Source organism: Lichenifustis flavocetrariae, assembly GCF_026130545.1.
GTDB lineage: Bacteria > Pseudomonadota > Alphaproteobacteria > Rhizobiales > Beijerinckiaceae > Lichenihabitans > Lichenihabitans flavocetrariae.
Genome location: NZ_JAMOIM010000005.1, coordinates 88,355 through 101,114, shown reverse-complemented (window position 1 = coordinate 101,114; position 12,760 = coordinate 88,355). Strand labels below are relative to the sequence as shown.

Here is a 12,760-nt window from a genome sequence, read left to right as displayed (position 1 = left end):
CGCATGTTGACTTGCCATGCTGGCGTAAGCCGGCGCCGTCTTTCCAGATTGGGCGGCGCCGGTCGCATGGTCTCAACCAAGCCGGACCGCTCTCCCGTACCGCGTGAAACATAACGGGAACGCCGTCAAAACGCGTGCGAATGCAGCGGCGCCGACTTGAGTGCATTGTGGTTATCCACTGTCTATCCACCGGCAGGATACTCGTCTGGACCGGAATGCGCATCCGGGGCACGATCCGGCATTGCTTCGCGTAGGTTTGCATCATGAAAAATTCCTCCCACGCGCTTACGACAGTCACGCGCGCCATCGAATTGCTCAAGGAGGCAGGTGTCGCGGTCGCGGCTCTTCCGAATACCCTTGCCGGTAGCGCTTACGACGATCGACATTCCACGACACTGCGGCGCGAGGCGGACGCGTATCTGGTCCAGGCGAGAGAGGCTCGCCTCGCCTCGCCGGGCGGGCCAGAGACCCCGATTGGTGAACCGACATCGCATCAGCGCGACGCGTCGGCGCTCGGTTTTGCGCTGCTCCGGATTTCCGATCCGCATCGGCTCGGATGTTGTCGGGAAATGAGAAGCCGGAGGTCAAGTTCGCGCGGTTTCAAATCCCTGACGGCCGCCTTCAGGCCTCGCCGGCTGTCAGGACGGCCCTATGGCGGTCGGTGCCGCTACGCTCACGCTCCCAGTTGATGGTGGGGATCGCGTGAAGCGGTCCAGGGTCCTTACTCCGCAGCGCGCAGGAACTCCTGTGCGGTCTCGCGCATCGACGGCACCCAACTGCCGTGCGCCTTCATGAGGTCGTCGACGAGATCGGCGATTTCCTGCATCGACAGTTCGGCGGCCGTATGCGGGTCCATCATGGCGGCCTGCTTGAGGTGATCGAGACGCCCGGTCGCGATGGCTTCAACCGTCAGTTCCTGAACGTTGATGTTGGTCTGCATCAGGGCCGCGAGCTGCACCGGAAGGCGGCCGATGCGGGTCGGCTGGATACCGTTGTGGTCGACGAGGCACGGCACCTCGACGCAAGCGCCCTCGGGAAGGTTCTCGATATAGCCATGGTTCGCCACGTTGCCGTTGATGACGGTGGGCTCGTTGGTCAGTTCGGCCGCCATGATGCGCGCCGCGTATTCATGGCTTCGCTTCACCTTGATCTTGCCCCCGGACAGAAGTGTCTGCTCCTGCTTGTCCCAGTTCTTGATCTGCTTCTCGCAACGGCTGATATATTCGTCGAGCGGGATATGGAATTTCTTGATGAGGTCCGGCCGATCGCGCTTGATGAACCACGGCACGTATTCGGCGAAATGCTCGGAGGATTCGGTGACGAAATATCCGAAGTGCTTGAAGAGCTCGTAGCGCACCCGGTTGGTCTTCGGCATCGTGCCCTTGGCCAGCACCTCGCGGATTTTGGGATAAAGATCCTGCCGCGTGCCGTCGGGCATCAGCCGCTCGAATTCGAGGAAGAAGGCGATGTGGTTGATGCCGGCGCAGCGCGAGACGATCTCGTCTTCCGGCACGCCGATGTCTTCCGCGAGTTCGGCAGTGGTGTTCTGCACCGAATGGCAGAGACCGACCGTGCGGATGTCGGGCGCCAGGCGTGACAAGGCCCGGCAGTTGATCGCCATCGGGTTCACGTATTGCAGCATCAGCGCCTTGGAGCAGAGCTCACGCATGTCGTTCGCGATGTCGATCAGCACGGGCGCCGTGCGCAGGCCGCGCATGATGCCGCCGATGCCGAGCGAATCCGCGATCGTCTGTCGCAGGCCGTATTTTTTCGGCACCTCGAAGTCCGTCACCGTGCCGGGCTTGTAGCCGGCCACCTGGATCATCAGAACCACGTAGTCGGCCCCCGCCAGCGCGCGCCGGCGCTCGGTGGTCTTGCTGATCGTCGCCTTGGCACCGAGCTGCTCGACGAGCTTGCGGGCCACGGCTTCGGAGGCCGTCAGGCGCTTCTCGTCGATATCCATCAAGGCGATCTCGGCCTGTTTCAGGCGCTTGTCCTGCAGGATGTCGCCGACGAGGTTCTTCATGAACACTGTCGAGCCGGCCCCGATCATGGCAATCTTGGTCATGGGAGTTGATCCTTCGCTGAAAGAAAAAGACCGTCCTGCCCGAGCCTGTGCTGGGCATCCACGCTCGCGGCCGGGGAGGTCGACGCGCTCGCCTGGATGACCGGGACAGGCCCGGTCACGACGGTAAGAGGTTTGTCAGGTCACGCCGCCACCTCGAAGGCGGCGCGCACGAGCCGCTTCGTGTAGTCCTCGGTCGGGTGGTCCATGATCGTGTCGGTCGGGCCGCTCTCGACGATGCGGCCGCGGTTCATCACCACGACATTGTGGCAAAGCGCCCGCACCACCTTGAGGTCGTGGCTGATGAACAGATAGGTGAGGTCGTAGCGCTCCTGAAGCGCACGCAGGAGGTCGATGACCTGCGCCTGCACCGACAGGTCGAGCGCCGAGGTCGGCTCGTCCAGCACGATGAAGTCCGGACGGAGCACCACGGCCCGGGCAATGGCGATGCGCTGGCGTTGCCCACCCGAGAACTCATGCGGGAAGCGGTTGAGAACGTTGGGGTCGAGTCCGACATCGCTCAACGCCTCGCAGACGCGCGCCTCACGGTCCCGCGCCGACGTTCCAATCCCATTGACGATCAGTCCTTCCTCCACGATCTGCCGCACGCTCAAGCGCGGGTTCATCGACGAGAACGGATCCTGGAAGACGATCTGCAGCTTCGGGCGCAGCGGGCGCATCTCTTCGCGGGTCTTGTTTTCAAGGTGTTCCCCGCACCAGACGACGCTGCCGCTTCCCCTCACGTCGAGGAGACGCAGGATCAGCTTGCCGAGTGTCGACTTGCCCGAACCGGATTCTCCCACGACCCCGAGTGTCTCGCCCTTGCGGAGCTGCACGCTGATGCCGTCGAGCGCCGCGAGCGTCCGGCCCTTGCGGCGCGAGAAGAAGCCGCCGGTCGAGAGCACGTAGTCGAGCCGGGCATCGGCCACATCGAGCACCACCGGGCGCTCGGCCGGGACCGGGCGCGGTCGGCCCTTCGGTTCGGCGGCGAGCAGCGTTCGGGTATAGCCGTCCTGCGGAGAGGCGAAGAGTGCGGCGGTACGGTTCGATTCCCGCAATTTGCCGAGCCGCATCACGCATACCGCGTCGCTCACGCGTTTCACGACGGTCAGGTCATGGGTAATCATGATCACCCCCATGTTGTGCGAGCGCTGCAATGCGCGGATCAGCCGAAGGATCTCGGCCTGCACCGTGACATCGAGCGCCGTGGTGGGCTCGTCGGCGATCAACAGCTCAGGGTTGTTGGCGATCGCTATGGCGATCATCACACGCTGGCGCTGGCCGCCCGAAAGCTGATGCGGATATTGCTGAAGCCGCGCCTCGGGATCGGGGATCTGCACCTCCTTCAGGCGGCTCAAGGCCTGTGCCATGGCCTGCTTCTTTGTGAGCTTCTGGTGCCGAACGATGCCTTCGCAGATCTGGTCGCCGATACGGTAGATCGGATCGAGGGAGGACATCGGCTCCTGGAAGATCATGGCGATGTGCTTGCCCCGGATGCCGAGCATCTGGCCTTCGGTCGCGCTATCGATCCGGGTGCCGGCGAAGCTGATGCGGCTGTCGGGGCCGAGCGTCGCCGTGCGGGGCAGCAGCCGCATGATGGCGCGTGCCGTGACAGATTTGCCCGAACCGGACTCGCCCACCACCGCCAGCATCTCGCCGCGCTCGACCGCGAAGGACAGGCCGTCGACGGCCTGCACGATGTGCTCGTCGCGCTTGAAGTGCACGGACAGATTGTCGACGGTGAGGAGCTTGGATGGCGTGGTCATCGCGTCGTCCTCAACTATGGTAGGGGTCCATCGCATCCCGCAGCCCGTCACCCAGCATGTTGAAGCCGAGGACGGTGATCAGGATCGCGCCGATGGGCGAGAGCACCCAAGGGTAGGAGCCGAGCGTCTGCAGATCCTGCCCCGCGTTGAGCAGCAGGCCCCAGGAGATGAGCGGCGGCTGAACCCCGAGACCGAGAAACGACAGAAAGCTTTCGAGCAACACGATCGACGGGATCATCAACGTCGTGGCGACGACCACCTGGCTCATGACGTTCGGCAGCACGTGACGGAACACGATGCGGCTCGGTCGCGCGCCCACGGCTTCCGCCGCCTTCACGTAATCGAGGCCACCGACCGCCAGTGTCTTGCCCCGCACCTCGCGGGCGAGCTGCGCCCATTTCAGGCAGGCCAGGATCGCGGCCAGCATCAGGAACACGTTGAGGGGCGAGGTGTCGCGGGGAATGATGGCGACGAGGGCGAAATAGAAGGGCAGCTCCGGCAGCGCCAGCACGAATTCGACGACGCGCTGAATCCAATGATCGACCGCGCCGCGCGCATAGCCCGAGACAACGCCTACGACCGTGCCGACCAGGGTGGCGACACCGACCACGAAGGCGGCCATGAAGAGCGTCAGGCGGCTGCCCTGCAGCAGCCGTGCCAGCATGTCGCGCCCATCGCGATCCGTCCCAAGGAGGTGAAAGGGGCAACCCTCCGGCGCCGTCAGAAGATGGCGGTCGAGCGTCAGGCCGAACAGATCATAGGACCAGCCGGCACCGAACAGGGCGGGCCGGCATTCCGTCACGGCGTCTTCCGACAGCGTGGGTTCGAAGGTGACGGGATCGACGTCGGCCTTGATGGGGTGGGTGAAGGGCAGCAACCCGAAGCCGCTCGCGCCGACGAAGTGAACGGCCTGCGGCGGCATGTAGATCTGGCTTCCGTCACGGGCAGCGGGATCGTAGGGGCTGAGGAAATCCGCGAAGATCACGGCACTGACCAGCAGCAGCACGAGGACGCCGCCGATCATGCCGGTGCGATTGCTGCGGAAGCGCCGCCACACCATGGCGCCATAGCTTTGCGACCGGGCACCCGCAGGCAACGACTTGGTAAGGGCGAGGCTCGTGTCGGTCGGGTCTTCGAGATGGGGCTCGACGAGAGGCACCATCGTCATGCGTGGGCTCCTTCGCGGACACGCGGATCGATCAGGCCGAGCACGATGTCGGCCATGAGGTTGCCGACGACGAGCAGCACCGAGAGGATCAGGAAGATGGTGGCCGTGACATAGGTGTCGTGGCTGATGAGCGAAGAATACATCAGCGGCCCGATCGTCGGGATCGACAGGATAATCGCCGCTTCGAGTTCGCCGGACAGCATGTAGGGGAGGATCACGCCCTGATACATGACGAGCGGATGGATGGCGTTCGGCACCGCGTGTTTCAGGATGACGGTTCGCTCGGGCAGCCCCTTGGCGCGGGCCGCCTCGATGAAGGGCTGGCGCAGCACGTCGAGCAGGTTCGACCGCATCACCCTGAGGTTGTAGGCGAGGCCGCCGAAGGCCGCGATGAAGATCACCGGCCAGACGTGATGCACGAGGTCGAGGAAACGCCCGAAACTCCAGGGCGCCAGGACGTACTCGGCCGAGAAGAGCGAGCCGATGGCGGGCGAGCGCACCACGAAGGCGAGCACATAAAGGATCACCAGCGCCAGGAAGAAGCGCGGGATGGTCATGCCCAGGAAGGCGAAGACGGTCGCGGCCGTGTCGCCGATGCGGTGCTGGTTGACGGCCGCGAAGATGCCGAGGCTGACGCCGATGACCGTTGCCAGGATATGGCAGCAGAGCGCGATGCCGAGCGTGTACCAGAGCCGCCGGCCGATGACTTCGCCGGCCGAGGCGTTCTGCTGGAACGAAGGGCCGAAATCGCCGTGCAGGACGATCCCGCCGATCCAGCGGGCATATTGCACGATCACGGGCCGGTCGAGGCCGAGACGGACGCGTGTGGCCTGAGCCAATTGCTCGGCATCGGCCTCGCTCATGCCGCCGCGGCTGATCGCCGAAGCCTTGACCGTGGAGGCATAGTCGCCGGGCGGCGCCTTGATGAGCAGGAAGGACACGAGGCTGACCACGAGCACGAGGACCAACGCCGAGAGGATCCGTTTGATGAGGAAGAAAACCATGCGGTTGCTCCGGTATCCCCTTCTCCCGCTCGCGCGGCAGAAGGGGAGTTCCTGCGACGGCTATTGCACCCCTGGTAGCGTCTTGGCGCCCAGTTCCGGCACCTTGCCTTGATCCTCCGCCGCAACCCAAAGGCGTTCCCGCATGATGCCGTCCTCACCCCAGCCGTAGCCGTAGATCGGCGAGCCCGGCGGCACGTTCTTGAAGCGCTTGTTGATCAGGATGGCGCCTGGATATTGGATGAGCCCCACGGTCTCGACGTTCTGCGTGAAGACGTGGTCGAATTGGTGAAACAGGTCGTTGCGCTTGTCGGAATCCCGCTCGGTTCGGATCTTGTCGATAAGCCCCAGCATCTCCTTTTCCGGCGGCATCAGGTTCTGGGCCTGCGTGGCCGTGCCGAGGTGCCAATAGGGCCCGCTCCAGTCGAGCGGCGCGATATAGTTGAGCTGCATGACCGGCGCCGTCCATTCACGGTCACCGCGGTTCAGCGCGATATCCCACTGGCACTGCGGCAGTACCTGGGTGAGGTCTTCCGTCGTTGGCCGCAGGACGAGGTTGATGCCCATCTCACGGAACATGGTGACGAGCGTCTGGGCGATGTTGATGTCGGTCGTATAGCTCGTGCGATGCGTCAGGTAGAGGTCGAGCGGCTTGCCCGCCATGGCCGAGCCTGCCGGCCAGGTGCGGATGCCGTCCCCGCCTGCTTTGAAGCCGAGCATGTCCAGTGCCGCCTTGGCGCCGCTCAGGTCGTAAGGGTAATAGACGATGGTCTTCGGATCGGCGAACTGGCTTTCCGGATGGATGCCGCCCGGATAGGGCGCGATGAACGGGCCCTTGACGAGCGATTGGCCGATCGCCTGCCGGTCGATGCCCTGAGTCACGGCGCGGCGGAACTCGAGATTGCGGAACAGCGTCCGGACCGCCTTGTCACGGGGATCATCGGCGCCGCAGACGTCCGACATGTTCAGATAGAGCGAATGGTCGTAGGCCCGCGGGCCCCAGATGATCTGCACCGGGAAGCCCGGGTCCTTGGCGCGCCGCAGCGATTCGAGGAAGATCGAAGGGTCTTCCATGTTGGCGTAGTCGGCCGAACCCGCGACGGTCTGCACCGTGCGGTCTTCCCAGGTCGAGAGCTTGTATTGCACCTCGTCGAGGTAGGGCAGCTGGTTGCCCTTGGTGTCGACCTCCCAGAAATAGGGGTTGCGCCGCATGACCATCACCTGGTCGGGCTTGTACTGCGTCACCGTCCAGGGCCCCATGCTGACCCAGGGCGTATGGTCGGGCTTCAAGGCATTGATGTAGCTGTCGTAGGTGGCCTGCGGATTGTACTTCGGATGCAGCGGCTTCAGGATGTGGGCCGGCCCCGGGCAGAGCTTCTGGAAGCCCATCTGGTAGATCGTGGCGACCGGAAAGGCTTCCTTGAAGGTCCAGAGCACGGTCGCGTCATCGACCTTCTTCAACGTCGTGCCCTCGCCGAAAACGCCGGGGCGTGCCCAAGCCGGCACCTTCGGATCGGAGATGTTGTCGTCCCACATGAACATGACGTCGTCGGCCCCGAAGGCTTGGCCGTCCGACCATTTGGCACCCTTGAGGAGATGCATGGTCAGTTGATGCCCGTCGGGGCTCCAGTCCCAGGAGGTAGCGAGCTGCGGCAGCGGCTCGACATGTTCCTTGCTGAGCATCCACACCGGCGCATTGCGGACGAGGCACTGGTCGATGATCTCCTCGACGCCGCCCCAAGCCATGATGTTGCCGGCCATCCAGTTCCAGCCCTGCGGCCTTGAGCCGGAGACGTGGCGGATGACCCCACCATATTGGCCGACGCCGTCAGGTGCCGATTTGGTGACGTCCACCACGACCGGCTCCGGCGGCAGGCGATCCTTCACGGCAGGCAGCTTGCCGGCCTTGACGAGGTCGCTGACCCAGGCGGGCTCCGCGTAGGCAGGCAGAGTCCTCACCTGCATCAGGTCCTTGTAGTCGATGCTGGTGGTCTTGCCGCTCTGCATGGGCGGGGCGGCCTGAAGCGGCACGGCGCCCTTCAGGCCGTCGGCCGAGGCCGTGCCCGAGATGAGCGCGAGCGCCGTCGAGGCGGCCAGGACACGGTGCCGCGCTGGACGCAGCGGCGGAGCCACGATCGTCATTGGTTTTCTCTCCCTTGTCGCCGATTATTCGGCTGACCGTCGGCCTCTTCGGGCCCGTACGGCTGTCATCATGCGTCCAGGCGGCGGGTTTACGCCACCACTTCCTGGTCGGGCTGCCGCCGGCCGTCGGTCTTGATGCGCGCGGCGCGCATTTCCGCGACGCTGCGCACCTGCTGGCGTGCCGCGCCGGCCCAATCCCGCGTCTTGACCGTGCCCTTGGCGAGGCGCGCCTTGGCGCCGTCGATCGCGTGGGCATATTGCGGCAGCCAGTGCGCCTGGGCGACCAGCATCTCGTCGACCATCTGCCAGACTTCGTCGGGCGAACAGATGGCGCCGACGAGCGGATCGTGCAGGACCGCCTGCTTCAGGAGGTCGACGTCGCCCTTGAGAGCCGCATTCACGGACATGCGCTGTACGTTGACCGAGGCTTGGCATGTCGCCGCACAGGCCTCCGGCAAGGTGATGCCGGCCCGCATGTTGAGCCCGAACGTGTCGACGAAGCCGGTCGATTCGATGATGCAATCATCCGGCAGATTGGTGATCACGCCATTGTTCTTCACATTGAAGTGGCCGCGGTACACCCGGCCCGTCTCCAGGGATTCGATGATGTAGCTGCCGTGTTCGAGCGATCGTTTGGCGGGATCGATGCGCTCACCGGCTTCTTCGAGATAGCGCGGATATTCTTCTTCGAACCAGTTCCGCCCCTCGGTGCAGACCCGGAGATAGCCGCCCGTCTCGCCGTGGATCCAGTGGGACATATCGATCCAGCGGCCGATCTCGTCGGGACGCTTGCGATACCAGGGCAGGTATTCAGAAAGGTGTCCGTTGCTTTCGGTCGAGTAGACGCCGAACCGTTTCAGCACGTCGATCCGCACCTTCTCCTGGCGCGAATAGACCGGGTGGCGCTCGAAGGCCGCGACGAGTTCGTCGCGTTCGATCCTCCGCCCCTGGTAGCGGATATCGGTGTACCATGTCTGGTGGTTGATGCCCGAGCAGATGTATTCGACTTCCCTCGGGTCCTTGGCGCCGAGCACTTCGGCGATCTGCTCCCAGCCATGCTGGATCCCGTGGCACAGGCCGATCGTGTCGACCCCGCCCGAGTCAATCGCCGCCCAGGTGTTCATCGCCATCGGATTGGCGTAGTTCAGGAGCTTGGCGCCCGGCTGTGCCACCTCGCGGATGTCGCGGCAGAAGTCGAGCAGTGCCATCATCGAGCGCTGGCCGTAGAAGATGCCACCGGCACAGATCGTGTCGCCCACACATTGGTCGACGCCATATTTCAACGGGATCCGGATGTCGTCCGCGAAGGCTTCGAGACCCCCGATGCGGGTACAATTGATCACGTAGTTCGCGCCGTCGAGCGCTTCCCGACGATCGGTCGTCGCGGTGATGCGAGCCGGAAGGCCGTTGCTTTCGACGATCCGCTCCAGGATGGTCCGGATCATCTCGAGGTTGTGGGCGCTGATATCGGTCAGCGCGAATTCGACCTCCTGCAGCTCTGGCACGCAGAGAATGTCCTTCACCAACGTGCGGGTAAATCCGACGCTTCCGGCGCCAATGAACGCGATCTTCAGCCGCGCAGCCATGGGCTTCTCCCTCTGTTCGACGAAGCGGCCTTTCCGGCTGTCTTGTTGCGAGAACTTTACCTCGCTGGACAGACCCGGCCCAAGAGGTGATTTGTACTTCCATGGGTAATCCTGAACTGCTTCTCCTCAAGGCCTTGGCACCGGTCATGAGCACCGTTTCGGTGCCGCGCGGGCGGAGACGGCTGCACACGATGCCGACGAGTTGCGGCTATGAAATCCGCCATGACGAGCCCTATCACTGGAACGGACTGCGACGCGGACAGACCCCCTTCACGGTGCTCCAACACACGGTCGCGGGGGCTGGTAACCTTCTCTACGGCCGCCGCCGTTATCGGCTCGAGGCCGGGGACACCATGCTGGTCATCGTTCCGCACAACCATCGCTACTGGCTGGAGGCGGGCGGATCGTGGGAGTATTTCTGGCTCTCGACGACCGGCCAGGAGGCCGTGGCGATCCAGCGCGACATCCTGGCCGTGGCGGGTCCCGTGTTCCGCCTGCAGGAGCGCACGATCGAACATCTCGCCGGCTGCTGCCGGCGATTGATCGAAAGCCGGGCTGAGGCGCCGGGCATGATTTCCGCCATGGCCTACGAGGCTTTGATGGCGCTCTACGACGATGTGCTGTTCCGCAGTCACGAGGCCGAGCCAGGCGGAGACGGTCGCGTGGCGAAGATCGTGCGCCACATCCGCGCCCACTTGGCGCAGCCGCTCGACATTCCCGGTCTCGCGGCACTCGCAGGCCTGAGCCGCACACAATTTACCCGGGTCTTCACCGCCCAGGAAGGACTTCCGCCGGCCGAGTTCATCCTGCGCGAACGTATGACCCAGGCGGCCCGCCTGCTTGGCCGCGCCGAAACACGCATCGGCGAGGTCGCGAAAGCCTGCGGCTTCGACGATCCGAATTATTTCGCGAAAGTTTTCCGCCGCACCTTCGGGATCAGCCCGACTGAATTCCGAACGACGGGCATGTATTCATCCGCGCTGCGGTCCGGCTCGGGAAACGCAATGCGGTGAGATCGTCTCTCAGTTCCGCAGCGCGGGCGTGGAGCCAGGGAGGTCCAGGGCCAGGACGGCGTCCTGCACCGCCTCCAGAGATGTGAAGCGTGGAGCGTAGCCCAGAATACGTTCCGCCTTGGCGATCGCGCAGTTGGGGCTCCGGGCAATGTGCTCGTAGGTCGTCTGCGCTTCCTCGGAATCCTGCCCAGCCGCCCAGGCGTCCCACGGCAGATAGGCGAGGTTCGGTTCGTGACCGAACCAACGGAACATCGCCTCGGCATAACCGCGCAACGTCAAGGCCCCGGACGAGACCGCATGGAAAGCCTCCCCGGTCGAGGCACGCCAGTTGCCAACCGCTCTCATGACCATCTGGGCGACGTCGTCAGCATGGACGTGATGGACCGTTTCGAGGCCGAAGTTCGGCAACGTCAGGGTGTCGCCCCGGGCGATTGCCGCGAAGACCTGCGGGTTGAAGTGCCCGGCTGGATTGAGCGGCGCCCAGCCACGGCCAACGATATGACCGGGGTGGAGAATCGTCGCCGGAAAGCCGTCGCGACGCGCGCGGTCGAGCAGATAGGCCTCGATGGCCGCCTTCTGCACCCCATACGTTCCGAACGGCCGACGTGGCGCCTCCTCGGGCGTGGGTACGACGCTGGCCGGCCCGTGCACCCAGATCGTACCAATATGGACGAAATGCTGGATGCTTCCGTGCAGAGCCTCGGCCAGAGCCTGGGCGCTCGGGACGGTGAAGCAGACGAGATCGACCACGATATCGGGCTTGAGTGCCGCGATACGCGTTGCGAAGTGGCCGTCCCGATCCTCGGCCTCGCGGTCGGCCGTGACGGTTTCGACCGCCTGCCATGCCGCATGAGGCAGGTAGGGTGCCCGCTGGCCTCGGGTGACGTTGATGACGTCATGCCCAGCCTCGACCAGCCGAGGCACCAGATAGGTGCCGATATGGCCACTGCCTCCGATCAGAACGATGCGGGCCATGCTCAGATGACTTTCGGCAGGAGGGTTTCGGCGCGGGCGATCAGGGTGACACCGCAGTCGAGAGCGCGATGCACGGAGGAGATGAGTGACCCGATACTCGGGTCGAAGCACGCCGATCTTGGCCGTCGCATCGGAACTTCAAACTGCATGTGGAAATGTATAGGGCACAAGTGGCGAGTGCCAATGGCAGGGAAGAGCGAGGGCGACGCCACCGAGTTAAATAGAAGGGGATCGAAGAAGGCTCCGCAACATCTCCCCACTCCGCTAAATGAGATTGATCAGGGCAAACGATGAAACAGCTATGATCCTGCGAACCGGTTGGGTCTGCCCGCCAGTTGCGCTAGAACCCGTGCTGACGGACGGCGGATCGCCGTGTGGGAAGTGAATCCATCAATATGTCCATCGAAGACGCCCCGACCTTCTCGGGCGTGAGTTTGCGGCTGCGTCTGGCGCGGCAAACGCGGGGCCTGACCCTGAAAGCCTTGGCCGAAGCCGCCGGTTGTTCTGAAAGTCTCGTGTCGAAATACGAGAACGGAAAGGCCGTGCCGTCACTGCCGACCCTGCATCGCCTGGTGCAGGCGCTCGGCATCAATATCGGTTGGATGTTCGAAGAGAGCCACGGCGAGGAGGGCATCATCTTCCGGCACGGGTCGCGGCCGCTGATCGCACTCGATCCGCTGCGGCGGGGCGAAGGTATCAGTCTTGAGCGCATCATCCCCTATGCGAGCGGGCATCTGCTTCAGTGCAACATCCATCATATCGAGGTCGGGGGGGAAAGCGCGGGGCCGATCCAGCATGCCGGCGAGGAGGTGGGCTATGTCCTGCGAGGTCGCATCGAGCTGATAGTGGACGACCGTACGTTCTGGCTGGATCAGGGTGACTCCTTTGTATTCTCTTCGGAACTTCCGCACGCGTACCGGAACGCAGGGGATGAACCTGCCAGCATCTTCTGGGTGAACACACCTCCAACCTTCTGATGAGGTTCAAGGTTCTTGACAATTTTTCAAGAGACTTGAATGTTGGCTGACGGAGTAGCTCCGGGGG

Annotated in this window: 9 protein-coding genes; 2 read left to right on the top strand and 7 right to left on the bottom strand. The window is 64.0% G+C overall.

The window, feature by feature from the left end:
- Positions 1-721: 721 nt before the first annotated feature.
- The 6 genes from M8523_RS09640 to M8523_RS09615 all read right to left on the bottom strand — a co-directional run bounded on the left by M8523_RS09640 (position 722) and on the right by M8523_RS09615 (position 9,728).
- Positions 722-2,068, bottom strand: a complete 1,347-nt coding sequence (locus tag M8523_RS09640) for an alpha-glucosidase/alpha-galactosidase (protein ID WP_282584648.1) — start codon at positions 2,066-2,068, stop codon at positions 722-724.
- A gap of 140 nt (positions 2,069-2,208) precedes the next feature.
- Positions 2,209-3,831, bottom strand: a complete 1,623-nt coding sequence (locus M8523_RS09635; RefSeq protein ID WP_282584647.1) for an ABC transporter ATP-binding protein — start codon at positions 3,829-3,831, stop codon at positions 2,209-2,211.
- A gap of 10 nt (positions 3,832-3,841) precedes the next feature.
- Positions 3,842-4,999 (bottom strand): ABC transporter permease, encoded by a 1,158-nt coding sequence (locus tag M8523_RS09630; protein ID WP_282584646.1) that lies wholly within the window; start codon positions 4,997-4,999, stop codon positions 3,842-3,844.
- Positions 4,996-6,003, bottom strand: coding sequence for an ABC transporter permease (locus tag M8523_RS09625; RefSeq protein ID WP_282584645.1), 1,008 nt, complete (start codon positions 6,001-6,003; stop codon positions 4,996-4,998). Before M8523_RS09625 ends, M8523_RS09630 begins: the two co-directional genes overlap by 4 nt.
- A 60-nt stretch (positions 6,004-6,063) precedes the next feature.
- The gene (locus tag M8523_RS09620; RefSeq protein ID WP_282584644.1) at positions 6,064-8,142 is read right to left on the bottom strand and encodes an ABC transporter substrate-binding protein; all 2,079 of its coding nucleotides are present in this window, start codon (positions 8,140-8,142) and stop codon (positions 6,064-6,066) included.
- Between the two features lie 89 nt (positions 8,143-8,231).
- A complete protein-coding gene (locus M8523_RS09615; protein ID WP_282584643.1) occupies positions 8,232-9,728 on the bottom strand; it encodes an alpha-glucosidase/alpha-galactosidase in 1,497 nt (498 codons plus the stop codon).
- 101 nt (positions 9,729-9,829) lie between these two features.
- Between M8523_RS09615 and M8523_RS09610 the strand changes: the two genes are divergently transcribed.
- A complete protein-coding gene (locus M8523_RS09610) occupies positions 9,830-10,741 on the top strand; it encodes an AraC family transcriptional regulator (protein ID WP_282584642.1) in 912 nt (303 codons plus the stop codon).
- A gap of 9 nt (positions 10,742-10,750) precedes the next feature.
- Here the strand turns inward: M8523_RS09610 and M8523_RS09605 are convergent, their stop codons facing one another.
- Positions 10,751-11,716, bottom strand: a complete 966-nt coding sequence (locus M8523_RS09605) for an NAD-dependent epimerase/dehydratase family protein (RefSeq protein WP_282584641.1) — start codon at positions 11,714-11,716, stop codon at positions 10,751-10,753.
- Between the two features lie 395 nt (positions 11,717-12,111).
- Between M8523_RS09605 and M8523_RS09600 the strand changes: the two genes are divergently transcribed.
- A complete protein-coding gene (locus M8523_RS09600; protein WP_282584640.1) occupies positions 12,112-12,693 on the top strand; it encodes a helix-turn-helix domain-containing protein in 582 nt (193 codons plus the stop codon).
- Positions 12,694-12,760: the final 67 nt, after the last annotated feature.

Bases quoted from the DNA above. Each gene is read 5' to 3' on its own strand.
- M8523_RS09640 (WP_282584648.1), bottom strand. From the start codon at position 2,068: ATGACCAAGATTGCCATGATCGGGGCCGGCTCGACAGTGTTCATGAAG.
- M8523_RS09635 (WP_282584647.1), bottom strand. From the start codon at position 3,831: ATGACCACGCCATCCAAGCTCCTCACCGTCGACAATCTGTCCGTGCAC.
- M8523_RS09630 (WP_282584646.1), bottom strand. From the start codon at position 4,999: ATGACGATGGTGCCTCTCGTCGAGCCCCATCTCGAAGACCCGACCGAC.
- M8523_RS09625 (WP_282584645.1), bottom strand. From the start codon at position 6,003: ATGGTTTTCTTCCTCATCAAACGGATCCTCTCGGCGTTGGTCCTCGTG.
- M8523_RS09620 (WP_282584644.1), bottom strand. From the start codon at position 8,142: ATGACGATCGTGGCTCCGCCGCTGCGTCCAGCGCGGCACCGTGTCCTG.
- M8523_RS09615 (WP_282584643.1), bottom strand. From the start codon at position 9,728: ATGGCTGCGCGGCTGAAGATCGCGTTCATTGGCGCCGGAAGCGTCGGA.
- M8523_RS09610 (WP_282584642.1), top strand. From the start codon at position 9,830: ATGGGTAATCCTGAACTGCTTCTCCTCAAGGCCTTGGCACCGGTCATG.
- M8523_RS09605 (WP_282584641.1), bottom strand. From the start codon at position 11,716: ATGGCCCGCATCGTTCTGATCGGAGGCAGTGGCCATATCGGCACCTAT.
- M8523_RS09600 (WP_282584640.1), top strand. From the start codon at position 12,112: ATGTCCATCGAAGACGCCCCGACCTTCTCGGGCGTGAGTTTGCGGCTG.